The following is a 22,090-nucleotide window of genomic DNA, read 5'->3' as shown; positions in this document are numbered from 1 at the left end:
CTTGACCCGGGCCCGGAGGATCACTGCGGCGGATTGCCCGTGGAAACCTCGAGCTCGAACTCGGCGTCCTCCTTGGCGATGTCCGTGCCCTGGCGCGGGTACTGGGTCATGACCGTGCCCTGACCCCAGGTCGCCTCGTCGACGGAGGACTCGGACTTGATCTTCCAGCCCGCGGCCTGGAGGCACGCCTTCACCGACTGGATGTTCTTGAGGGTGAAGTTCGGGACCTCGAACTTGTTCGGGTCCTTGCTCGACTCGGACGGCTCCGTGCACTTCTTGGTCTCGATGGTCTTGCTGAGGTCCGGTCCCTTGTGGCCGGGGGCGACGCTGCCGGTCTGGCTCGGGCCGTCCGCGGTCGGCTCGCCCGCGGGCTCGCGGTTGTAGAGCGAGATGCCCGTGACCACACCGGCGACGACGAGCAGCGCGAGGGCGCCGAGCGCGATCTTCGACCGGTTCGACGAGGAGCCGCCGCCCGCGACGGGCACGTGGGCGTGCTGCTGGGGCACGGTGTACGGCCCCGGCATGGGCGCGGGCGCCGGGGTCTGGTAGGCGGGCGCGGGCGCCGGGGTCTGGTAGACGGGCGCCGGCGGGGGCGTCGGGACCTGCTGCGGGTACCCGTACGACGGCGCCGGCGTCGGCACCCCGTAGGGCCCCGGCTGCGGCGTCGGCTGGTACGGGGTCTGCATGCCGTGCGTCGAGGGCGGCGGGGTCTGGCCGACCGGCGGGAAGACGGCCGAGCCGACGCCCGAACCGCTCTGCACCGGGCCGCCCGCGACGATCACCGGCGCGCCGGTCTGACCGGCCGACAGCACCCGCAGGCACTCGTCGCGCATCGCGGCGGCGCTCGGGAAGCGCTCGTTCGGGTTCTTCTTCAGGGCGCGGGCCACCAGCGCGTCCATCGCCGGGGTCACCGAGCGGTTCACGGAGGACGGGGCGACCGGCTCCTCCTGCACGTGGGCGTACGCGATGGCCAGCGGCGAGTCGGCGTCGAAGGGCAGCCGGCCCGTCAGGAGCTGGAAGAGCATGATGCCGACCGAGTACAGGTCGGAGCGGGCGTCGACGGCGCGGCCCAGGGCCTGCTCGGGGGAGAGGTACTGCGGGGTGCCGACGACCATGCCGGTCTGGGTCATCGAGGTGACCCCGGACTGCATGGCGCGCGCGATGCCGAAGTCCATGACCTTGACGACGCCGCGCTTGGTCATCATCACGTTGCCCGGCTTGATGTCCCGGTGGACCAGGCCCATCTCGTGGCTGGTCTCCAGCGCGGCGAGCACGTCGCCGGTGACCTTCAGCGCCTTGTCGGCCGGCATCGCGCCGTACTGGCGCACGTCGGAGGCGAGCACCGAGCCGAGCGGCTGCCCCTCCACGTACTCCATGACGATGTACGGCATGACGGCGCCGTCGAGGGTGTCCTCGCCGGTGTCGAAGACCGAGACGATGTTGGTGTGCGACAGCTTCGCCACGGCCTGCGCCTCACGGCGGAAGCGTTCGCGGAAGGACTGTTCGCGGCCGAGCTCGGTGTGCAGCGTCTTGATGGCGACCTGGCGGTCCAGGGCGCTGTCGTACGCCAGGTACACCGACGCCATGCCGCCCTCGCCGAGCAGGTCGCGAAGCTGGTACCGGCCGCCCGCGACCGAACCGCCCGCATAGCGGCCCTGTGCGCCGTCCTGGCTCATCTCGTGCTTCCCCCTACACGCGCGCGTGGCGGCGCTGATCCGGAAATCGTTCGGCCAAGTCTGCCCGAGGGCAGTGACACGTCAAGCCGGGTGTCCGTTCGGTACCCGTTCCGTGACCCTCCGCACAGCCGCGCTCCCGGAAGCGTGACGGCCGCGTGACAGGAACGGCACGGAATTTGCACAGGTGTATGCGTGGGGAGTTGGATGGCCCGTCCATCGCGGACCGTGATGTCGTACGGAGCCTGTAGCGTGACGACTGGACACGGCACGAGAAGACGACGGCGAGGACTGATGGCACCCGAATCCGGAGCAGGCGGCGGTCTCCCGGACGCTTCCGCCGAGTCCTGGGGCATCGACGGAGTGGTCGGCGACGGCCGCTACCGGCTGACCCACCGACTCGGACGCGGCGGCATGGCCGAGGTGTTCGCCGCCGAGGACGTGCGCCTGGGGCGCACCGTCGCGGTGAAGCTGCTGCGCGCCGACCTCGCCGAGGACCCGGTCTCCAAGGCCCGCTTCACCCGCGAGGCGCAGTCCGTCGCGGGTCTCAACCACCATGCGATCGTGGCGGTCTACGACTCGGGCGAGGACCTGGTCGGCGGCCGTTCCGTGCCGTACATCGTGATGGAGCTGGTCGAGGGCCGCACCATCCGCGACCTGCTGATCAGCGCCGAGGCGCCGGGCCCCGAGCAGGCCCTGATCATCGTCTCCGGTGTCCTGGAGGCGCTCGCCTACTCGCACCAGCACGGCATCGTGCACCGCGACATCAAGCCGGCGAACGTGATCATCACGCACGGCGGCGCGGTCAAGGTCATGGACTTCGGCATCGCCCGTGCCCTGCACGGCGCGCAGTCGACGATGACCCAGACCGGCATGGTCATGGGCACCCCGCAGTACCTGTCGCCCGAGCAGGCGCTCGGCAAGGCCGTCGACCACCGCTCCGACCTGTACGCGACGGGCTGTCTGCTCTACGAACTGCTCGCGCTGCGGCCCCCGTTCACGGGTGAGACGCCGCTGTCCGTGGTCTACCAGCACGTCCAGGACACCCCGATCCCGCCGTCCGAGGTGGCGCCCGCGGCGCCGCCGGAGCTCGACGGCCTGGCGATGCGCTCGCTCGCGAAGGACCCGGACGACCGGTTCCAGAGCGCCGAGGAGATGCGCGGCCTGATCCAGTACGGGCTGCAGATGCTCCAGGAGCAGGGCGGCCACACCGGTGTGTGGAACACCGGTCCGGTCGGCGTGCACGACATGCACGACCCGATGCACACCCCGGGCGGCGGGATGGGCGGCGTCGGCGCGACGGCCGTCCTCGGCCACCCGATGCACCACCCGATGCACCAGACCGCGCAGGGCCCGATCCTGCCGCCGATGAACCCGGACGACGGGGGCTACGACGGCGGGCACGGCGGCTACACCCCGGACGGCGGCTACGGCGGGCACGGCGGCGGCAAGAGCGGCCGCGGCAAGCTGCTGCTGTTCGTGGCGCTCGCGCTGATCGCGATCGTCGCGGGCGTCGCGTACGCGATCGACAAGGCCGGCGACAAGAACGACGGCAACAACACGAAGCCGCCGGCCGTCACCGACTCCCCGTCCAGCGAGTCCCCGTCGCCGGACCCCTCCGACGAGCCCTCGCAGGAGCCCGAGCAGCCGGACACCTCGACCGGCGGCGGTCAGCAGCCCTACGAGCCCCCGCGCCAGCACACGCGCCAGCCCACGAAGGACCCGACGCCGTCGGACACCCCGTCGACGGACCCGACGGACACGGCCGACGGCGGCACGGGCACGAGCGAGGGCACCACCGAGGGCACCACCGACGGCACCACCGACGGCTCCTCGACCGGCACCTCCACGGGCACCTCGACGGGCACGTCCACCGGCACCGGCACCTCGACCGGTACGTCGACGGGCACCGGCACCTCGACGGGCACGTCGACGGGCACCGGCACCGCAACGGGCACGTCCACGGGCACCGGCACCACCACCGGCACGGGCTGACCGGGGCGCGCCCCGCGTCCCCCGTTCAGCCCGCGAAGGCGTCGCGCACCGCCTCGTACTCGCGCGTCCACCACACGGCCAGGGCCGACACCGCGGGGAACAGCGGGTCGGCCCTGCGGTCGTGCAGCTGGTAGCGCCAGCGAAGGGTCCAGAAGTCGTTGAGCCGCTCCCACCACACCCGGTCGACGGCCGCGGCCAGATCGGCCCGGTCCACGCCGGCGGCCCGCCGGTAGGCGCGCGCGTAGGCCCGCACCTTGTCCAGGGCCAGCTCGCCGCCCGGCCGGACGAAGAAGATCGCGGCGGCGCGGACCGCCTCCTCGGCGCGCGGGCGGACGCCGAGTCGGTCCCAGTCGATGATCGCGACCGGCTGGGAGCCCCGGTAGAGCAGGTTGAACGGGTGGAAGTCGCCGTGCACCCAGCCGCCCGAGGCGGCGGCGGGCGGGCGCCGGTGGGCGTGCCGGTCGAGCAGCACCCGGCGTTCGCGGAGCCGGTGCTCGGCGAGCTCGTCGAAGCCGTCGCGCCGCCGTCGGGCGCGCACCAGGCGTAACAGCTCCTCGATGAGCCGGAGGGTCTCCTCGGGGCAGGCGCTCTCGTGGCCGCCGTCCGGCGGCGGGGAGTCCATGACCTGCTCCAGGGACGTGTGGACGAGCCCGAGGAGGGTGCCGAGGCGGTCGGAGCCCACGGCGGACAGTTCGGCGCCGTCGCGGTGCCGGCCCTCGATCCAGGGGTGCAGGGCGTAGCAGCGCCCGCCGATGACGGCGACGGTGCGGCCCCGCGCGTCGTGCAGCGGCGGGGCGACGGGCAGCCCGAGGGCGTGCAGGCGGAGGGTGGCCCGGTGCTGGCGGGTGATGGTGTCCCGGTCGGCGGTGCGGGCGTCCAGGTGCTGTTTGAGGAAGTAGCGGCCCCGCGTGGTGGAGAGGCGGTAGCCGCGGTTGAGTAAGCCTTGGGCGACGGGTTCGCAGGACAGCGGCTCGCCCGTGTCCCCGTAGCGGCGCAGCAGGGCGCCGAGGGGCGGGGCGGGGGAGGTCGTCCGGGGCGGGGCCAGGGGTGCAGATGAGCGCGGCACTCCGCAGATGTTAGATCACGCTACGTGGTGGAGGTGTCGCACCGGGGACGGAAGGGTGGGAGCGGGGGCCTGGCGCTCGGACGTGTAGTCGAGGGTGTGCACGGTGACGAACTGGGGCTCGATCCGCATGAAGACCGGGTCGAAGGCCTCGCCGTCCACGGCGCGGGGCTCCTGGCCGAAGGCCGCCAGCTGGGCCTCGGTGGGGTCGGTGATCCGGGCGGTGCCGGTGAACTGCACGGACCACACGGTCTCGGCGTCGGAGCCGAGGTTGTCGGCCCCGTAGGCCACGACGCTGCCGTTGCAGGCGCGGTGGTAGCCCAGGCCGCGGTGGAGCCGGATCAGGACGTGGCCGTCGAACACGATGTGCCGGGCGGGGGCGACGAACGGCATCGCCCGCATGCTCGTCGCCACCCGTCCGTAGGACACCCGGCTCAGCAGGTCGAGGGCGCGGATCTCATCGGGGGACATGGCTTCCACTCTCCGCCACCGACACCCGGTCGGAACAGGGGCCCCCGCCCCCGTTCTGCGGGGACGTAGGTCCCGAATGCGGGCGGCCCGGCCCGGCCTTACCCGTTCGGGTGAAGCGCCGGGGTCCGGGAACCCGCCGGCCTCAGTGTCGCTCGGCCTGGATCCTCGCCACGTACGCCGCGGCCTGGGAGCGCCGCTCCATGCCCAGCTTCGACAGCAGGCTGGAGACGTAGTTCTTGATCGTCTTCTCCGCGAGGTGGAGCCGCTCGCCGATGACCCGGTTGGTCAGGCCCTCGCCGATCAGATCGAGGATCTTGCGCTCCTGCTCGGTGAGATTGGCGAGCCGGTCGTCGCCCTTGGGGTTGTTGCCGTCCCGCAGGCGCTCCAGCACCCGCGCGGTCGCCACCGGGTCGAGCAGCGACTTGCCGGCCGCCACGTCGCGCACCGCGTTCAGCAGCTCGTTGCCGCGGATGGCCTTCAGGACGTACCCCGAGGCCCCGGCCATGATCGCGTCGAACAACGCTTCGTCGTCGGCGTACGAGGTGAGCATCAGGCACTTGATCGAATCGTCCTGGGACCGGATCTCGCGGCACACCTCGACACCGCTGCCGTCCGGGAGCCGGACGTCGAGCACGGCCACGTCGGGACGGGTCGCAGGGATCCTGACCAGGGCGTCCGCGGCCGTACCGGCCTCGCCGACCACCTCGATGTCGTCCTCCACGGAGAGCAGCTCGTGGACGCCGCGCCGCACGACCTCGTGGTCGTCCAGCAGAAATACCCGGATTTTTCCTTCTTCGCGCACGCAGCCAGTCTCACATATTCGCTCTTCCCGTGCCCGGGGTGACCGGGATAACGTGCCGGGTGTTCCGGCGGTCCCTTCGGGCTGCCCCCAACGCCCGCTGACCAGCGGCGAGTCCCGCTTTTCTCGATTTACTTGGAAATCCAAGCAAAATCGCAGGTCAAATGGGGTTTCGCAGGAATGCGGCGCTGTGGGTAACGTGCCTATGACAGGGCGCTCGCCGGGGCACCTGTCACGCCCGACCCCGGCCGAGTCGCACCCACCCCGTGCGAAGGGCACGGTGAAGGCGGAGCCGCACTGGCCTCACCGGCGAACCCGGGGGCCGGACCGACGGAGGAGCACGCACGTGACCGTGGAGAGCACTGCCGCGCGCAAGACGACGCGACGCAGCAGCGGCACCAAGCGCACCGCAAGCGCCAGCGCGAGCGCGAAGAAGGCGACGGCCTCGCAGAGCGCCGAGCCCGAACTCGTTCAGCTGCTGACGCCCGAGGGGGAGCGCGTCCAGCACCCCGAGTACGACATCGACCTCAGCTCCGAGGAGCTGCGCGGCCTCTACCGTGACATGGTCCTCAGCCGCCGCTTCGACGCCGAGGCCACCGCCCTGCAGCGCCAGGGCGAGCTGGGCCTGTGGGCCTCGCTGCTCGGCCAGGAGGCCGCGCAGATCGGCTCCGGCCGCGCGCTGCGCGACGACGACTACGTCTTCCCCACCTACCGCGAGCACGGCGTCGCCTGGGTCCGCGGGGTCGACCCGACGAACCTGCTCGGGATGTTCCGCGGTGTGAACCACGGTGGCTGGGACCCCAACAGCAACAACTTCCACCTGTACACGATCGTGCTCGGCTCCCAGACCCTGCACGCCACCGGCTACGCCATGGGCGTCGCCAAGGACGGCGCGGACTCCGCCGTGATCGCGTACTTCGGCGACGGCGCCTCCAGCCAGGGCGACGTCAACGAGTCGTTCGTCTTCTCCGCGGTCTACAACGCCCCGGTCGTGTTCTTCTGCCAGAACAACCAGTGGGCCATCTCCGAGCCCATCGAGAAGCAGACCCGCGTCCCGCTCTACCAGCGCGCCCGCGGCTTCGGCTTCCCCGGCGTCCGCGTCGACGGCAACGACGTCCTCGCGTGCCTGGCCGTGACCCGGTCGGCGCTGGAGCGCGCCCGCCGCGGCGAGGGCCCGACGCTCATCGAGGCGTACACCTACCGCATGGCCGCCCACACCACCTCCGACGACCCGACCCGCTACCGCCGCGACGCGGAACGCGCGGAGTGGGAGGCCAAGGACCCGATCCAGCGCCTCAAGACGTACCTGGAGAACGAGGGCCACGCCGACGCCGCCTTCTTCGAGGAGCTGGAGACGGAGAGCGAGGCGCTGGGCAAGCACGTCCGCGAGGTCGTCCGCGCCATGCCCGTCCCGGAGCACATGGCGATCTTCGACAACGTGTACGCCGACGGGCACGCGCTCGTCGACGAGGAGCGCGCTCAGTTCGCCGCGTACCAGGCGTCCTTCGAGGGCGGAGAGGCCGAGTAATCATGGCTGTTCAGAAGCTTCCCCTGGCCAAGGCGCTCAACGAGTCGCTGCGCAAGGCGCTGGAGACCGACCCCAAGGTCCTCATCATGGGTCTGGACGTCGGCAAGCTCGGCGGTGTCTTCCGGATCACCGACGGCCTGCAGAAGGACTTCGGCGAGGACCGGGTCATCGACACCCCGCTCGCCGAGTCCGGCATCGTCGGCACCGCGATCGGTCTGGCCCTGCGCGGCTACCGGCCGGTCGTGGAGATCCAGTTCGACGGCTTCGTCTTCCCGGCGTACGACCAGATCGTCTCCCAGCTGGCGAAGATGCGGGCCCGTTCGCTCGGCACCGTGAAGATGCCGATCGTCATCCGCATCCCGTACGGCGGCGGCATCGGCGCCGTCGAGCACCACTCCGAGTCCCCCGAGTCGCTCTTCGCGCACGTCGCGGGCCTCAAGGTGGTCACTCCGGCGAACTCCTCGGACGGCTACTGGATGCTCCAGCAGGCGATCCAGAGCGACGACCCGGTCATCTTCTTCGAGCCCAAGCGCCGTTACTGGGACAAGGGCGATGTCGACGTCGAGGCGATCCCCGGTGAGCTGCACAAGGCCCGGGTCGCCCGCGAGGGCACGGACCTGACGCTCCTCGCGTACGGCCCGATGGTGAAGACCTGCCTGGAGGCGGCCTCGGCCGCCGCCGAGGAGGGCAAGTCGATCGAGGTCGTGGACCTGCGCTCGATCTCCCCGCTCGACTTCGACACGATCCAGGCCTCGGTGGAGAAGACCCGCCGCCTGGTCGTGGTGCACGAGGCCCCGGTCTTCTTCGGCTCCGGCGCGGAGATCGCCGCCCGGATCACCGAGCGCTGCTTCTACCACCTGGAGGCCCCCGTCCTGCGGGTCGGCGGCTACCACGCGCCGTATCCGCCGGCGCGCCTGGAGGAGGAGTACCTGCCGGGGCTGGACCGCGTGCTCGACGCCGTCGACCGCTCGCTGGCGTTCTGAGGAGAGCACCGTGACGATCCGCGAATTCAAGATGCCCGACGTGGGCGAGGGCCTGACCGAGGCCGAGATCCTCAAGTGGTACGTCCAGCCCGGTGACACGGTCTCCGACGGGCAGGTCGTCTGCGAGGTCGAGACGGCCAAGGCCGCCGTCGAGCTGCCGAGCCCCTTCGACGGCGTGGTGCACGAGCTGCGCTTCCCCGAGGGCACGACGGTCGACGTCGGCGAGGTCATCATCTCGGTGAACGTGGGCGGCGACGCCGCCCCGGAGGCCCCCGCGGCCCCCGCCGCCGAGCCCGTCCCCGCCGCCGCCCCGGCCGCCGACGAGGAGGCCGAGCCGCAGGGCCGCCAGCCGGTCCTGGTGGGTTACGGCGTGGCCGCGACCTCCACCAAGCGCCGGGCCCGCAAGGGCTCGGTGGCGGCCCCGGCCGCCACCGCACCCGCCCCCGTGGTCCCGGCCCCGGTGGTCCCCGAGCAGCTGAACGGCCACGGTCCCGTGGCCGGCCGCCCGCTGGCCAAGCCGCCGGTGCGCAAGCTGGCCAAGGACCTGGGCGTCGACCTGGCGACGGTCACCCCGACCGGCCCGGACGGTGTCATCACCCGCGAGGACGTGCACGCGGCGGCCACCCCGGCCGTCGCGGCCCCCGCGCCCGTGGCCGCACCGGCCCCGGTCCCGGCCCCGGCCCCGGTCCCGGCCCCGGCCCCGGTCCCGGTCCCGGCGCCCGTCGCGGCCCCGGCGCCCGCGCCGGTGGCCGCCGTCTCCCCGGGCGCCCGGGAGACCCGTATCCCCATCAAGGGCGTACGGAAGGCCACGGCGGCGGCGATGGTCGGCTCGGCCTTCACCGCGCCGCACGTCACCGAGTTCGTGACCTTCGACATCACGCGCACGATGAAGCTGGTCGAGGAGCTCAAGTCCGACAAGGACATGGCGGGCCTGCGGGTCAACCCGCTGCTGCTCATCGCCAAGGCGGTCCTGGTCGCGGCCAAGCGCAACCCGGACATCAACGCGGCCTGGGACGAGGCCGCCCAGGAGATCGTGCTCAAGCACTACGTGAACCTGGGCATCGCCGCGGCCACCCCGCGGGGCCTGATCGTGCCGAACATCAAGGACGCGCACGCCCAGACCCTCCCGGAGTTGTCGGCCTCCCTGAGTGAGCTGGTCGCCACCGCCCGCGAGGGCAAGACGACCCCGGCGGCCATGCAGGGCGGCACCTTCACCATCACCAACGTCGGCGTCTTCGGCGTCGACACCGGTACGCCGATCCTGAACCCGGGCGAGTCCGCGATCCTCGCGGTCGGCGCGATCAAGCTCCAGCCCTGGGTCCACAAGGGCAAGGTGAAGCCGCGTCACGTCACCACCCTGGCCCTCTCCTTCGACCACCGCCTGGTCGACGGCGAGCTCGGCTCCAAGTTCCTGGCCGACGTGGCCGCGATCCTGGAGCAGCCGAAGCGGCTCATCACCTGGGCGTAACACCCCATGTGACCGTTTCACGTGAAACAGGCCCGTCCGCATCGCGGACGGGCCTGTCTGTTGCACCCCTGTTGTATCTAAGCTGTGCGCATGCCTTCAGCCCACGCTCCCGCGCCGCAGCCCGTCCGGCGGCCGCCCGCCGCCGACCGCGTCTACATGCACGTCAAGCAGGCCGTGCTCGACCGTCGGTACGAAGGGGGGACGCTCCTCACCGAGGGCGAGCTCGCCCAGGCGGTGGGGGTGTCGCGGACGCCGGTGCGCGAGGCGCTGCTGAAGCTGGAGATGGAGGGGCTGCTCAAGCTCTACCCCAAGAAGGGCGCCCTCGTGCTCGCGGTCTCCGCGCAGGAGATCGCCGACGTCGTCGAGACCCGGCTGCTCGTCGAGGAGTTCGCGGTGCGGCGGGCCGTGCCCCCGGCGCCCGGGCTCGTCGAGCGGCTCGAAGAGCTCCTGGAGGAGCAGAAGCGGCGGGCCGAGGCGGGCGACCTGGCCGAGGTCGCCGCCACCGACCGGGCCTTCCACGCCGAGATCGTCCAGCACGCCGGGAACCAGATCCTGGCCCGCCTCTACGACCAGCTCCGGGACCGGCAACTGCGGATGGGCGTCGCCGTGATGCAGTCCCAGCCCGACCGGATCGCCAAGAACATCGTCGAGCACGCCGAGATCCTGGAGCGGATCAGGGCCGGTGACGCCGAGGGCGCCGCCGGCTGCGTCCGGCAGCACCTGAGCTGGGTCAAGGTGCTGGTCCGGGGTGACGCCCGGTGAGCCGCGGCAACGGGTACGGGTCGGCCGTCACCCTGCCCGGGGACCCGCCCGGCGGGCGGCGGGCCGCCCTCGTCTGGGGCGTCGGCGTCTCCGTCTACTTCGTCGCCGTCATCTTCCGCACCTCCCTGGGCGTCGCCGGACTCGACGCCGCCGACCGCTTCGGCGTCAACGCCTCGGCCCTGTCGACCTTCTCCATCCTCCAGCTGCTCGTCTACGCGGGCATGCAGATACCCGTCGGCCTCATGGTCGACCGGCTCGGCACCAAGAAGGTGCTGACCATCGGCGTCCTGCTGTTCACCCTCGGGCAGCTGGGCTTCGCGCTCTCCCCCACGTACGGCATGGCGCTCGCCTCCCGGGCCCTGCTCGGCTGCGGCGACGCGATGACCTTCATCAGCGTGCTGCGGCTCGGCACCCGCTGGTTCCCGGCCCGCCGCGGCCCCCTCGTCGCCCAGCTCGCCGGGCTCGTCGGCATGGCCGGCAACCTGGTCTCCACGCTCGTCATCGCCCGGCTCCTGCACGGCCTCGGCTGGACCGCCGCCTTCGCGGGCAGCGCCGTCGCCGGCGTGGTCGTCCTGGTCCTGCTGCTGCTCTTCCTCAAGGACCACCCCGAGGGGTACGAGCCGGAGCCGCTGCCGCACGCGGGCGCCGCCTTCGTCCGGCGGCAGATCGGCGCCTCCTGGCGCGAGCCCGGCACCCGGCTCGGGATGTGGGTGCACTTCACCACCCAGTTCCCCGCCATGGTGTTCCTGCTGCTGTGGGGCCTGCCGTTCCTCGTCGAGGCGCAGGGGCTCAGCCGTGAGACGGCCGGCTCGCTGCTCACCCTGGTGGTGGCCTCCAACATGGTGGTGGGGCTCGTCTACGGGCAGATCATCGCCCGCCACCACGCGGCCCGCGCCCCGCTCGCCCTGGGCACCGTCGCCGCGACCGCCACCCTGTGGGCGGCGACCCTCGTCTATCCCGGTGAGCACGCGCCGATGTGGCTGCTCGTCACCCTGTGCACGGTGCTCGGCGCCTGCGGCCCCGCCTCGATGATCGGCTTCGACTTCGCCCGGCCCGCCAACCCGCCGGAGCGGCAGGGCACGGCTTCCGGGATCGTCAACATGGGCGGTTTCGTCGCCTCGATGACCACGCTCTTCGCGGTCGGCGTCCTGCTCGACGCCACCGGCGGCGACTACCGGGTCGCCTTCTCCTCGGTCTTCGTCCTCGAAGCCCTCGGCGTCGTGCAGATCCTCCGCCTCAAGTCCCGCACCACCCGCCGGGAGCGGGAGCGGCTGGTCGCCAGCCGGGTCGAGGTCGTGCACGTACCGGCGTGACCGCCGGGCCCCGGGCCCGGACGGGCGTGACCGCCGAGGTCCCGGCCCTAGTTGGGGGTGACCGCGAAGTGGTCCAGGATCGCCCGCGCCAGGTCCTCGTCGCCCTCGGTCTTGACCCGGTCGGCCACCTCGGCCGGCCGGACCCGGCCGCAGGCCAGGCGCACGTACGTCTCCCAGTCGGTCATCAGCGTGACCGCCGGGCCCAGGGACGGCGCGCCGTCCACCGAGCCGTTGCCCTCGGCGTCCACCCGGACCGTCCGCAGGAACTCGACGGGCCCGGTCACGTCGAGGACGATCGCCGAGCTGGTGGGCGCGCCGGCCTCCTTCGCGACGACGAACGGCAGCGCCTCCAGGAGCACGTCCCGCGTGATGTACGCGCCGGGGGAGTCCAGGTTGCCGGGGACGCCCAGGGTGGTCCGCAGGTCCTGCTCGTGCACCCAGCAGTCGAAGGCGCGCATCCGGTAGGCCAGTTCCAGGGTCTGCTCGGCGCCGAGCGGGGCCCGCATCAGGGTGTCGGGCAGCCGGTTCTCGTTGCGCAGCTGACGGGCCCGGCGGATCAGGATGTACTCCAGCTCCGAGGTCATCTCCGGCGCGGTGTGGTGGCGCCGCACGTCGACCTGCATCTCCATGTAGCGGGCGAAGTCGCTGCGCACGTGGTAGAGATCGCGGGGGAGGCTGTGGATCGGGCGCGGGTCGCCCAGCATCTCGGTCTCCATGCCGATGACATGGGACACGATGTCGCGGACGGACCAGCCGGGGCACGGGGTGGCGCGATTCCACTCGCTCTCCACGAGCGGCCCGACCAGCTCCGCTATCGCTTCGATCGAGTGGGTCCAGGCGTCGGCGTAGTTCTGGAGGCTGGGATGGACGGTCACGGGACCCCTCGGCGGCGCTTGGTACGGCTGGGCGGGCTGAAAACATGTCTGCGTGGGAGGCTCGCTGGCTAAGTTACGCTGCCCGCAGGCACCCCGGCAGTGCTTTCGTGTGACGATCGTAGGCCGGTGTTGACGGCTCGAATGCCAGGACGGTGGTAGTGTGCGCGCCTCGCTGATCCAGATCGCGGTAGACCCGGACGAACCGGTCGAGAGCCGGAGGGCGCGGGTCGCGCGTCTCGTGCGGGAGGAGCGGGAAGCGGCGGACCTGGTGGTCCTGCCGGAGCTGTGGCCCGTCGGGGCCTTCGCCTACGAGTCCTTCGCGGCCGAGGCGGAGCCGCTGAAGGGACCCACGTACGAGGCGATGGCGGCGGCCGCGCGGGACGCCGAGGTCTGGCTGCACGCGGGTTCGATCGTCGAGGCGGTGGGCGGGGCGCTCTACAACACCTCGCTGGTCTTCTCCCCCGACGGCGAACTCGTCGCCTCCTACCGCAAGATCCACCGCTTCGGCTTCGACAAGGGCGAGGCGGTCCTGATGACGGCAGGCGAGGACCTCGTCACCGTCGACCTGCCGCAGCTCACCGTCGGCGTCGCCACCTGCTACGACCTGCGCTTCCCCGAGCTGTTCCGCGGCCTCGTCGACGCGGGCGCCCAGACCTTCCTGCTGCCCGCCGGCTGGCCGGCCCGGCGCCTCGGCCACTGGCGGCTGCTGGCGCAGGCCCGCGCCGTCGAGAACCAGGCGTACGTCCTCGCCTGCGGCACCGCCGGCACCCACGCGGGCGTCGAGCAGGCCGGCCACTCGATGGTCGTCGACCCCTGGGGCGAGGTCCTCGCGGAGGCGGGCCCGGACGAGGAGATCCTGCGGGTCGTCCTGGACCCGGCGAAGGTGGACCTGACACGGGAGCAGTTCCCGGCGCTCAAGGACCGGTTGCTGTAGCCACGGCGGGCCCTGGGGCGGGTGCCCCAGGGCCGGGCTGCCGGGCTGCCGGGCCGCGGGGCCGCCCGGGACACCGCCGGCTCGGGGCCGGGCTCCGGGCTCCTCAGACGGTGATCGCGTTCAGGGCGGTGCCGCCCGGTCCCGGCCCCGTGCCCGGCACGTACTCCGCCCAGGCCGACGCCAGTCGGCGCACCGCCTCCGTGAGGGTGCCGGGCGCCAGCAGGAAGTGCAGCCGCAGCATGCGGGTGCTGCCGCCCAGGGCGTCCATGGTGGAGCCGGGCAGCACGGCCACCCCGTGCCGCAGCGCGAGCTGCGCGAAGGAGACCCCGTCGCCGTACGGGAGGCGGACCCACAGCGTCTGGCCGCCCGCCGCCGGCGGGCACTCCCAGGACGGCAGCCGCCGCGCGAGCTCGGCCCGCAGCAGGTCGTGGCCCGCGCGCAGTTCGGCCACCCGGGCCCGCAGCAGCGGTGCGAAGGAGTCGAACAGCCGGGCCGCCACCAGCTGGCCCGGCACGTCGCTGCCGAGGTCGTGCAGCGCCTTGAGGCGCGCGAGGCGCGCGATCAGCGGGGCCGGGCCGCGCACCCAGCCGGTCCGCAGGCCGCCCCAGACGCACTTGCTCAGCGAGCCGACGCCGATGACCTCCCGCCCGTACGAGGAGAGCGGCGGCACGGCGTCTCCGTCGAAGCGCAGCTCGCTCAGCACCTCGTCCTCGACGAGCGGCACCCCGTACGCCTCCGCGGCTTCGACGAGGCGCCGGCCGAGCAGGGGCGGCAGGACGGTCCCGGTCGGGTTGTGGAGGTGCGGGACCACATAGGCCAGGGCCGGGCGGTGCCGCTCCAGCACCCCGACGGCCGCCGCCACGTCGAGCCCGGCCGGTCCCACCGGCACCGGTCGCGGTACGGCCGCGGCCTCCCGGAACAGGTCGAGCGCCCCCGGGTAGGTCGGCGCCTCGACCAGGACCGCGTCGCCGGGTGCCACCAGGAGCCGGGTGAGCAGCCCGATGCCCTGCTGGGCGCCGGTGGTGACCAGGATCTGCTCCGGGCCGGTCGGCACGCCCCGCGCCTCGTACCTGCGGGCGACGGCCGCCCGCAGGACCGGGAGGCCGGCCGGGTGGTAGCCGAGGTCGTCCGTGGGCAGCACGATCCGCGCGTACGACTCGGCCACCAGGGCGGGGGGCGACGGCGGGGCGGCACAGCTCAGCAGGATCACGTCGTCGGACGGTTCCAGGAGGTGGAGGAACATCGGGTTGGACGTCTCCACCACCCGGGGCCCCGGCGGGGCGAGCGCGGCCGGGGCGACCCGGGTGCCGCTGCCCTGCCGGCGCACCAGGCGCCCTTCCTGGCGCAGGGTGTCGTAGGCGGCGACGACCGTCGTCCGGCCGACCGACAGCGCGGTCGCGAGGCGCCGGTCCGGCGGCAGCGGGGCGCCCGGCGGCAGCAGCCCCTCGTCGATCAACTGGCGTACGCGGGCGGCGAGCAGCAGATACATCGGCCCGCGCCCGGCCGACCAGCGGCCGAGCCAGGCGACCAGCTCGTCCAGGGCGGGTGTCATTGGATCCATCGGCGAACCAATCTGCCGGGATTGGTCCTGTGGGCGCAAGCCTTCCGTCCACAGACTGACGTCATGAGCGCCGACTTCCTTCCCCGCACCTCCCGTCCCGAGACCCTCGCCGTCCACTCCCCGCAGCCCGAGATCACGGGCAGCAGGCCGCTCGGCGTGCCGCTGCACCAGGGGCACGTCTTCGCCTTCGAGACCGCCGACGCGATGGCCGAGGCGTTCCACTCGACGGACACGTTCCTCTACAGCCGGATGGGCAACCCGACCGTCCGCGCCCTGGAGACCGCCGTCGCCCGCCTGGAGGGCGGTGCCGCCGCCCTCTCGTACGCCTCCGGCATGGGCGCCATCAACGGCGTGCTGCTCGGACTGCTCGCCACCGGCGGCCACATCGTCGCCCAGCGCTGCCTGTACGGCGGCACGTACGCCCTCCTGGCCGACCTCACCGCGCGCTGGGGCGTCGACGTCACGTACGTCTCCGGCACCGACCCCGAGGAGGTGCGGGCCGCGCTGCGCCCGGAGACCCGGCTGCTCTACCTGGAGACCATCGCCAATCCGACCACCCGCGTTTCCGACCTGCCCGCGCTGATCGCCGTCGCGCGCGAGGCGGGCGTGCCGTCCGCCGTCGACAACACCTTCGCCTCGCCGCTGCTGTGCCGGCCGATCGAGTACGGCGCCGACATCGTCGTGCATTCGGCGACCAAGTACCTCGCCGGTCACGCCGACGTCCTCGGCGGCATCGCCGTCTTCCGGGACGAGGAGCTGTACGGCCGGGTCCGGCACTACGCCGTCGAACAGGGCGCCACCACCGACCCGTTCGCGGCCTGGCTGACCCTGCGCGGCCTGCAGACGCTGCCGCTGCGCGTCGAGCGGCAGTGCGCCAACGCGGCCGGGCTCGCGGCCCGGCTGGCGGCGCACCCGGCGGTCGCCGCCGTCCGGCACCCGGCGCTCGCCGGCCACCCCGACCACGAGATCGCGGCCCGGCTGCTGCCCAGGGGCGGCGGCGGGGTGGTCTCCGTCGACCTCACGGGCGGCCGGGAGGCGGGCCGCACCTTCGTCGAGGGCGTCCGGCTCGCCTCCCTCAGCGCCTCGCTCGGCGACGTGAAGACCCTGGTCATGCACCCCGCCTCCACCTCGCACCGGCAGCTGGACGCGGCGGCCCTGGAGGCGGCGGGCATCGGCCCCGGCACGGTCCGGATCTCGGTCGGCATCGAGCACGTCGAGGACCTGTGGACGGACCTGGAGCAGGCCCTGGACAAGGCGCTGTAGGCGAGTCGGTCCCAGCCCTCCCAGCCCTCTCAGACGTCTCAGCCCGCTCAGTCCTCCCGTTCCCGCTCGGCCATCCGGATCACGCACACCGCGACCGCGATGAGCAGGGCGGGATCGGCGTCCTCGCGGACCGCGTTCACGGCGTACGTGTCGCGGACGTGGAACCACTGCCGGGAGATGTGGGACAGCAGCTCGCCGTCGTACTCGACGGTGAACTCCCGGTCCAGGATCCGGCCGCTGACGTCGAGCTCCGTGCCGTCGACGAGGGTGACGCGGAAGTGGTTGCGGAGCAGCGAGAGGCGCTTGCGGCGGATGGTGGCGAGCGGGCGGTCGTCCCGCTCGATCGTCATCGCGTCCCGCAGGCTGAACATCTTCTGCCGCAGCGTGACGAGGATGTGCCCGTCCGGGTCCTTCAGCTCCAGGGTGTCGCGCAGCCGCAGCGCCTTGCCGTCGACGAGGAAGGCGTGACGGCCCCGCTCGTCCTCGATCCAGTAGTCGTCGCCGATCGCGAAGATCTTGTCCCGTACCAGGTATTTCATGCCGGAATGCCTTCCCCGTCACGCCGGGAAGTAGCGCGTGAACGGGTCCGGGCTCGCGCCGAGCATCTCCCCGAAGGGCGCGTCCAGCTGATGGATCAGCAGGACGGTGAAGGCGATGAAGCCGGCCAGTCCCATCACCATCACCACATGGGTGGTGTTCCGGCTGATCCCGAACAGGAACATGAAGGCCAGCGTCAGCAGACCGCCGATGATGAGCCCGGCCCACAGCACGGGCGACAGGCGCTCCTGGGCCGCCGCCTCCCGCCCGCGCCGGGCGTCGTCCACGTAGCCGATCTGGGCGAGCGTCTCCTGTGCCGCGATCTGCTGGGCGGTGGTGCCGGTGCCGTGCAGCTGTCCGGCGTCGCGCAGCCGGGCGAGCAGGGCCCAGCCCTCCGGCCCGAGCGGCGCGCGCTCGGCCATCAGCGGCCACTCCACGTCCACGACGTGCGCGGCGTACGCGCGGGCCGCCTGCCGCACCGGCTCCCGCTGCTCGGCGGGGAAGGTGTCGGCGAGCAGGTACGTCTGGTGCAGCGCGCTCGCCTCGATCTGCACCTGGTCGTCGGCGGAAGCCCGATTGTCCCAGACGGAGACCAGGCACAGGCCGAGTACGAGGGCGTAGAGGACCGAGACCATCATCGCGATGTACTCGGCGACGTCCTCGCGCGGTTCGTCGCCCTCGCGCATCGGGAACAGCCGGGTCTTCACGACGACGGCGAAGGCGGCGACGACGGCGACGCCGATGACGACGACGAAGGTTTCCAGCAGGGCCATGGGGCTCCTAGTGGTGGCGGGAACCGAAGAGGGCGGCGGCGATCGCCGCCGGAACGAGCAGGAGCAGCAGCGTGAGGACCACACCGAGGTGCGGGAGCTCGCGGTAGCGCCGGTGCAGACGGGGCAGCAGCCCCTCGTCACCGGCGGCGACGGGGACCCGGGCGGTGCCGGTCCGGGTGTCGGTGCCGGGGGGCCACGCCGGTGGTACGCCGGGGGGCCGGGCCCCGGGCGGCCGCGCCCCGGCGCCCGTGCCTGCGCCCGTTCCCGCGCCTGCGCCCGTGCCTGCGCTCGTGCCTGCGCCCGTTCCCGCTCCCGCGCCAGCACCCGCACCCGCTCCCGCGCTTCCCGCCCCTCCCGCCGCCCCGGCTCCGCCCGCCCCTCCCGCGGCCCCGGGCGCGCCACCCGCCGCCGCTGCCCCAGCTGCCGCCCCCGCCCCCGCCGCTCCCGGCGCACCGGCCCCGCCCGCCCCCGCCGTACCTCCGCCGACGGCCCCGCTCCCCGCCGCCGCCCCGCCGGGCCGCACCACGCCCCGGACCGCCGCGGGAGCGCCCGGGCCGGCCCCGGCGCCGGTTCCAGGCCCCGTCCCGGGCCCCGCCCCCGCCCCCGCTCCCGTCCCGTCCCCGCCTCCCGGCACCCGGAACGTCGCCGAGGCGTTCGCCGTGAGTTCCGGCGCGGGGACGGGCTCGCCGCGCTCGTCGTAGGTCGTGACGCCGTCGCTGCCCGAGGCGGACCCGGTGCTGAGGTACGTCCCGGGGGCCCGCCGCACCGTCGCCACGCACCCCGCGGAGGCGCCGGGCGCGAGCACGGGGACGGTGGCCGCCGGGCCCGTACCGCAGGTGATGCCGTCGGCGCCCAGGGCGGCGTCGGAGAGGCGGACGGCGCGGACGGGGCGGTTGCCGAGGTTGCTGACGGTGTAGGCGACGACGGCCGTGCGGTCGCCGGGCGCGGCGTGCGGCGCGGAACGGCCCTGCCGCCCGGCCGCGGAGCCGACCCGTGCGGTCTCGGTCAGCCGCAGCGCCCCGGCCACCCCCTCGTATCCGGAGCGGGCGGCGGCGGTGACGCTCCGGCGCAGGGAGGGGATGTCGCCGGTGGCCCGCGCGGTGGCGGTGCGGGTGCCGGGCAGCGCGGGGAAGCGGGCCGTGCAGACCATGGAGCGCAGCGCGGTGAGCGGTGCCGCGGGGCAGCGGACCAGGTCGCCGGGGACGCCGGGGTCGGCGATCCGCACGTGGTGGAGGTCGGCCTCGCCGCGGTTGACGAGCCGGTACCGCTTCACGACCGGGGCCCCGGCCCGTACGGCCCGGGTGCCGGTGCCCCCGTTCACGGTGACGCTCATGCTCAGCGCGCCGTCCCCGGCGCCGCCCGCCCGGGCGCCGGGCGCCCCCCAGAGGGGCAGGAGCAGCAGGGGCAACAGCGGCACCAGGGACGGCGCAGTACTCCGGAACCGCCGCATGGCACCCTCCCGGCCGAGCGAAAAATCCGATGATCGTTCCGGCTGTCATGCTCGCCACGCCCCCCGCCCCGCCCCCGCACAAGACACGCCGGCGTCCCGCCACCCGGGCCCCTCATTCATCCGTCCGGCCGGACGTACGGCACCCTTGAGCCATGAACGACGACTCCGTGCGCGCGCGCGTCCGTGTCCGTGCCCCCGAGCTGATCGGCAAGGGCGGCTGGCTCAACACCGGCGGAGACGATCTGACCCTCACCGACCTGCGGGGAAAGATCGTTCTGCTCGACTTCTGGACCTTCTGCTGCATCAACTGCCTGCACGTCCTCGACGAGCTCCGCGAGCTGGAGGAGAAGCACCGCGACACCCTGGTGATCATCGGGGTGCACTCGCCCAAGTTCGTGCACGAGGCCGAGCACCAGGCCGTCGTCGACGCCGTCGAGCGGTACGAGGTGCACCACCCGGTGCTCGACGACCCCGAGCTCGCGACCTGGAAGCAGTACGCCGTACGGGCCTGGCCGACGCTCGTCGTCATCGACCCCGAGGGGTACGTCGTCGCCCAGCACGCGGGCGAGGGGCACGCCAACGCGCTCCGGACGCTCGTCGAGGAGCTGGAGGCCGAGCACGGCGCGAAGGGCACGCTCCGGCGCGGCGACGGCCCGTACGTGCCGCCGGAGCCGGTCGCGACCGACCTGCGCTTCCCCGGCAAGGCGGTCCTGCTGCCGTCCGGGAACTTCCTGGTCTCCGACACCACCCGCCACCAGCTCGTCGAGCTGGAGCCGGACGGCGAGACCGTGGTGCGCCGGATCGGCGACGGGGAGTTCCGCGAGCCGCAGGGCCTCGCCGTGCTGCCGGGGGGCAAGGTCGTCGTCGCCGACACCGTGCACCACGCGCTGCGGCTGCTCGACCCGGCCACCGGCACCTCCGAGCGGATCGCCGGCACCGGCCGCCAGTGGTGGCAGGGCTCCCCCACCTCCGGTCCCGCCCTCGACGTGGACCTGTCCTCGCCGTGGGACGTGGCCTGGTGGCAGGGGAAGGTGTGGATCGCCATGGCCGGCGTCCACCAGCTGTGGACCTACGACCCGGAGAGCGGCACCGTCGAGGTCGCGGCCGGCACCACCAACGAGGGCCTGGTCGACGGGCCCGCCGGCGAGGCCTGGTTCGCGCAGCCCTCCGGGCTCGCCGCGACCGAGGACCGGCTGTGGGTGGCCGACTCGGAGACGAGCTCCCTGCGCTGGCTCGACCCCGACGGGTTCGTGCACACGGCCGTCGGCACCGGCCTCTTCGACTTCGGGCACCGCGACGGCGAGGCCGGGCAGGCGCTGCTCCAGCACCCGCTGGGCGTGACCGCGCTGCCCGACGGCTCGGTGGCCGTCAGCGACACCTACAACCACGCGCTGCGCCGCTTCGACCCGGCGAGCGGCGAGGTCACCACGCTCGCCACCGACCTGCGCGAGCCCAGCGACGCGGTCCTCGTCGGCGAGGACCTCGTGGTCGTCGAGTCGGCCCGGCACCGGCTCACCCGGCTGCGGCTGCCCGAGGAGGCCGTCCAGGTCGAGTCGGTCGCCCACCGCACCCGGCGGGAGGCCACCGAGGTCGCCCCCGGCGGCCTGCGCCTCGACGTCGTCTTCCAGGCCCCGAAGGGCCAGAAGCTGGACGAGCGGTACGGTCCCTCGACCCGGCTGCTGGTCTCCTCGACCCCGCCGGAGCTGCTGCTCGGCGGCGAGGGCACGGGCACCGACCTGTTCCGCGAGCTCGTCCTGAACCCGGAGCTGACCGAGGGCGTCCTGCACGTCTCGGCGATGGCCGCGTCCTGCGACGACGACCCCGAGAACGAGTACCCGGCCTGCCACGTGCACCAGCAGGACTGGGGCGTCCCGGTCCGCCTCACCGAGGGCGGCGCGGCCCGGCTGCCGCTGATCCTCGCGGGCATGGACGGCTGACCCGGACCTACCCCACCGGCGCTGCCGCCGTCTCCTCGGCGAGGCCCTCGACGAGGACCTCGGGGAAGGCGGCGGCCGTCGGCCGGGCGGCGCGGATCCGCCGGCGGAGGTCCTCGGCCTCGGCGTGCAGCCGGTGGAAGGCCGCGGAGACGTCCAGCTTGTGCACGAGCGCGGTGCGCCCGTCCTTCAGGACCTCCAGGTCCCGGCTCGCCCGCTGGATCCGCCGCCGCAGCGGCTTGCTGGTGATGCCGTCGGCGGCGAGCGCGTCCAGCTCCGCCCGGGCGGCCTCCAGGCCGGCCGTCGCCGCGAGGGCGGGCGGACGGCACAGCGTGCGGAAGTCGGCGATCATCTCGAAGAGGTAGTCCAGGTCCCGCTTCGACTCGGCGCCGGCCTCCAGCGGTTCCAGGACCGCCGCGGTCGCCTCCTCGAACGCCTCCGTCGCCCGCCTCACCTTGCGGGTGGACGGGAGCCGGCCGAGCGGGAGGAAGGAGTCCCGGAGCGCGAAGTACTCGGTGAACACCGCCACGAAGATGCTCTCCACCCTGGCGCAGGCGGCGAGCGTGCCGGCGCAGTTGTCGCGCTGCAGCCCGAAGCCGTCGTCCAGGAGGCGCTGGAGCTCGGAGGCGTAGAACTTCGTGCTCCGCTCGACGATCTCCGCCTCGTAGAAGGCGGCGGTCATCTCCCGGAGCGCCACCTCCGCGTCCC

The 22,090-nt window shown here is 73.4% G+C and carries 19 protein-coding genes; 9 read left to right on the top strand and 10 right to left on the bottom strand.

The window, feature by feature from the left end:
- Nucleotides 1-20 precede the first annotated feature (20 nt).
- Entirely contained in the window at nucleotides 21-1,676 is a 1,656-nt protein-coding gene (locus AB0Q96_RS08920) for a protein kinase (RefSeq protein WP_365323145.1), read from the bottom strand.
- Between the two features lie 291 nt (nucleotides 1,677-1,967).
- Here AB0Q96_RS08920 and AB0Q96_RS08915 point away from each other — a divergent pair, with 291 nt between their 5' ends.
- On the top strand, nucleotides 1,968-3,668 hold the full coding sequence (locus AB0Q96_RS08915) for a protein kinase (RefSeq protein ID WP_365323143.1): 1,701 nt from the start codon (nucleotides 1,968-1,970) through the stop codon (nucleotides 3,666-3,668).
- A gap of 25 nt (nucleotides 3,669-3,693) precedes the next feature.
- Here the strand turns inward: AB0Q96_RS08915 and AB0Q96_RS08910 are convergent, their stop codons facing one another.
- The 3 genes from AB0Q96_RS08910 to AB0Q96_RS08900 form a co-directional block, all read right to left on the bottom strand.
- Nucleotides 3,694-4,734 (bottom strand): phosphotransferase, encoded by a 1,041-nt coding sequence (locus AB0Q96_RS08910; protein WP_365323141.1) that lies wholly within the window; start codon nucleotides 4,732-4,734, stop codon nucleotides 3,694-3,696.
- A gap of 15 nt (nucleotides 4,735-4,749) precedes the next feature.
- Complete coding sequence (locus tag AB0Q96_RS08905; RefSeq protein WP_365323139.1) at nucleotides 4,750-5,202, bottom strand: pyridoxamine 5'-phosphate oxidase family protein; 453 nt, start codon at nucleotides 5,200-5,202, stop codon at nucleotides 4,750-4,752.
- 142 nt (nucleotides 5,203-5,344) lie between these two features.
- Nucleotides 5,345-6,004 (bottom strand): response regulator transcription factor, encoded by a 660-nt coding sequence (locus AB0Q96_RS08900; protein WP_365323137.1) that lies wholly within the window; start codon nucleotides 6,002-6,004, stop codon nucleotides 5,345-5,347.
- 343 nt (nucleotides 6,005-6,347) lie between these two features.
- On the opposite strand from AB0Q96_RS08900, the gene pdhA reads away from it, so the two are divergent.
- The 5 genes from pdhA to AB0Q96_RS08875 all read left to right on the top strand — a co-directional run bounded on the left by pdhA (nucleotide 6,348) and on the right by AB0Q96_RS08875 (nucleotide 12,055).
- Nucleotides 6,348-7,529, top strand: coding sequence for a pyruvate dehydrogenase (acetyl-transferring) E1 component subunit alpha (pdhA, locus tag AB0Q96_RS08895; RefSeq protein ID WP_365323135.1), 1,182 nt, complete (start codon nucleotides 6,348-6,350; stop codon nucleotides 7,527-7,529).
- A 2-nt stretch (nucleotides 7,530-7,531) separates the two neighbouring features.
- The gene (locus tag AB0Q96_RS08890; protein ID WP_365323133.1) at nucleotides 7,532-8,512 is read left to right on the top strand and encodes an alpha-ketoacid dehydrogenase subunit beta; all 981 of its coding nucleotides are present in this window, start codon (nucleotides 7,532-7,534) and stop codon (nucleotides 8,510-8,512) included.
- Nucleotides 8,513-8,543: 31 nt separating this feature from the next.
- Nucleotides 8,544-9,980, top strand: coding sequence for a dihydrolipoamide acetyltransferase family protein (locus AB0Q96_RS08885; protein ID WP_365323321.1), 1,437 nt, complete (start codon nucleotides 8,544-8,546; stop codon nucleotides 9,978-9,980).
- A 90-nt stretch (nucleotides 9,981-10,070) separates the two neighbouring features.
- Complete coding sequence (locus tag AB0Q96_RS08880; protein WP_365323131.1) at nucleotides 10,071-10,742, top strand: GntR family transcriptional regulator; 672 nt, start codon at nucleotides 10,071-10,073, stop codon at nucleotides 10,740-10,742.
- Nucleotides 10,739-12,055 carry an MFS transporter gene (locus tag AB0Q96_RS08875; protein ID WP_365323130.1) on the top strand — a complete coding sequence of 439 codons (1,317 nt, stop codon included), beginning with the start codon at nucleotides 10,739-10,741 and terminating at the stop codon, nucleotides 12,053-12,055. The genes AB0Q96_RS08880 and AB0Q96_RS08875 overlap by 4 nt, the downstream gene beginning before the upstream one ends.
- A 47-nt stretch (nucleotides 12,056-12,102) precedes the next feature.
- Here AB0Q96_RS08875 and AB0Q96_RS08870 read toward each other — a convergent pair whose 3' ends face one another.
- Complete coding sequence (locus AB0Q96_RS08870) at nucleotides 12,103-12,930, bottom strand: maleylpyruvate isomerase family mycothiol-dependent enzyme (RefSeq protein WP_365323128.1); 828 nt, start codon at nucleotides 12,928-12,930, stop codon at nucleotides 12,103-12,105.
- 160 nt (nucleotides 12,931-13,090) lie between these two features.
- Between AB0Q96_RS08870 and AB0Q96_RS08865 the strand changes: the two genes are divergently transcribed.
- Nucleotides 13,091-13,864, top strand: a complete 774-nt coding sequence (locus tag AB0Q96_RS08865) for a carbon-nitrogen family hydrolase (protein WP_365323126.1) — start codon at nucleotides 13,091-13,093, stop codon at nucleotides 13,862-13,864.
- A gap of 103 nt (nucleotides 13,865-13,967) precedes the next feature.
- On the opposite strand, the gene AB0Q96_RS08860 is transcribed toward AB0Q96_RS08865, so the two are convergent.
- Nucleotides 13,968-15,416 (bottom strand): PLP-dependent aminotransferase family protein, encoded by a 1,449-nt coding sequence (locus AB0Q96_RS08860; protein ID WP_365323124.1) that lies wholly within the window; start codon nucleotides 15,414-15,416, stop codon nucleotides 13,968-13,970.
- A 72-nt stretch (nucleotides 15,417-15,488) separates the two neighbouring features.
- Here AB0Q96_RS08860 and AB0Q96_RS08855 point away from each other — a divergent pair, with 72 nt between their 5' ends.
- The gene (locus AB0Q96_RS08855; protein WP_365323122.1) at nucleotides 15,489-16,688 is read left to right on the top strand and encodes an aminotransferase class I/II-fold pyridoxal phosphate-dependent enzyme; all 1,200 of its coding nucleotides are present in this window, start codon (nucleotides 15,489-15,491) and stop codon (nucleotides 16,686-16,688) included.
- A 47-nt stretch (nucleotides 16,689-16,735) separates the two neighbouring features.
- Here AB0Q96_RS08855 and AB0Q96_RS08850 read toward each other — a convergent pair whose 3' ends face one another.
- From AB0Q96_RS08850 to AB0Q96_RS08840, 3 genes are read right to left on the bottom strand one after another with little or no spacing between them, the layout of a single operon-like run.
- Nucleotides 16,736-17,227, bottom strand: a complete 492-nt coding sequence (locus AB0Q96_RS08850) for an LURP-one-related family protein (protein ID WP_365323120.1) — start codon at nucleotides 17,225-17,227, stop codon at nucleotides 16,736-16,738.
- Between the two features lie 18 nt (nucleotides 17,228-17,245).
- Nucleotides 17,246-17,998: a hypothetical protein gene (locus AB0Q96_RS08845; RefSeq protein WP_365323118.1), complete on the bottom strand. Its 753-nt coding sequence runs from the start codon at nucleotides 17,996-17,998 to the stop codon at nucleotides 17,246-17,248.
- 7 nt (nucleotides 17,999-18,005) lie between these two features.
- Nucleotides 18,006-19,448, bottom strand: coding sequence for a hypothetical protein (locus AB0Q96_RS08840; RefSeq protein ID WP_365323116.1), 1,443 nt, complete (start codon nucleotides 19,446-19,448; stop codon nucleotides 18,006-18,008).
- 152 nt (nucleotides 19,449-19,600) lie between these two features.
- On the opposite strand from AB0Q96_RS08840, the gene AB0Q96_RS08835 reads away from it, so the two are divergent.
- On the top strand, nucleotides 19,601-21,385 hold the full coding sequence (locus AB0Q96_RS08835) for an NHL domain-containing thioredoxin family protein (protein ID WP_365323114.1): 1,785 nt from the start codon (nucleotides 19,601-19,603) through the stop codon (nucleotides 21,383-21,385).
- A 7-nt stretch (nucleotides 21,386-21,392) separates the two neighbouring features.
- Here the strand turns inward: AB0Q96_RS08835 and AB0Q96_RS08830 are convergent, their stop codons facing one another.
- Nucleotides 21,393-22,064, bottom strand: a complete 672-nt coding sequence (locus AB0Q96_RS08830) for a hypothetical protein (RefSeq protein ID WP_365323112.1) — start codon at nucleotides 22,062-22,064, stop codon at nucleotides 21,393-21,395.
- Between the last annotated feature and the right edge of the window lie 26 nt (nucleotides 22,065-22,090).

This window comes from Streptomyces sp. NPDC093111, from assembly GCF_040683955.1.
In the GTDB taxonomy this organism is placed as follows: Bacteria; Actinomycetota; Actinomycetes; order Streptomycetales; family Streptomycetaceae; genus Streptomyces.
The sequence above is the reverse complement of the archived record's forward strand: the minus strand, read 5'-3'. Positions and strand labels throughout refer to the sequence as shown.

Excerpts from the sequence above, each read along its gene's own strand:
- AB0Q96_RS08885 (WP_365323321.1), top strand. The coding sequence starts at position 8,544 with ATGCCCGACGTGGGCGAGGGCCTGACCGAGGCCGAGATCCTCAAGTGG.
- AB0Q96_RS08905 (WP_365323139.1), bottom strand. The coding sequence starts at position 5,202 with ATGTCCCCCGATGAGATCCGCGCCCTCGACCTGCTGAGCCGGGTGTCC.
- AB0Q96_RS08920 (WP_365323145.1), bottom strand. The coding sequence starts at position 1,676 with ATGAGCCAGGACGGCGCACAGGGCCGCTATGCGGGCGGTTCGGTCGCG.
- AB0Q96_RS08840 (WP_365323116.1), bottom strand. The coding sequence starts at position 19,448 with ATGCGGCGGTTCCGGAGTACTGCGCCGTCCCTGGTGCCGCTGTTGCCC.
- AB0Q96_RS08830 (WP_365323112.1), bottom strand. The coding sequence starts at position 22,064 with ATGACCGCCGCCTTCTACGAGGCGGAGATCGTCGAGCGGAGCACGAAG.
- AB0Q96_RS08845 (WP_365323118.1), bottom strand. The coding sequence starts at position 17,998 with ATGGCCCTGCTGGAAACCTTCGTCGTCGTCATCGGCGTCGCCGTCGTC.
- AB0Q96_RS08880 (WP_365323131.1), top strand. The coding sequence starts at position 10,071 with ATGCCTTCAGCCCACGCTCCCGCGCCGCAGCCCGTCCGGCGGCCGCCC.
- AB0Q96_RS08835 (WP_365323114.1), top strand. The coding sequence starts at position 19,601 with ATGAACGACGACTCCGTGCGCGCGCGCGTCCGTGTCCGTGCCCCCGAG.
- AB0Q96_RS08860 (WP_365323124.1), bottom strand. The coding sequence starts at position 15,416 with ATGACACCCGCCCTGGACGAGCTGGTCGCCTGGCTCGGCCGCTGGTCG.
- AB0Q96_RS08890 (WP_365323133.1), top strand. The coding sequence starts at position 7,532 with ATGGCTGTTCAGAAGCTTCCCCTGGCCAAGGCGCTCAACGAGTCGCTG.
- AB0Q96_RS08915 (WP_365323143.1), top strand. The coding sequence starts at position 1,968 with ATGGCACCCGAATCCGGAGCAGGCGGCGGTCTCCCGGACGCTTCCGCC.
- AB0Q96_RS08855 (WP_365323122.1), top strand. The coding sequence starts at position 15,489 with ATGAGCGCCGACTTCCTTCCCCGCACCTCCCGTCCCGAGACCCTCGCC.
- AB0Q96_RS08850 (WP_365323120.1), bottom strand. The coding sequence starts at position 17,227 with ATGAAATACCTGGTACGGGACAAGATCTTCGCGATCGGCGACGACTAC.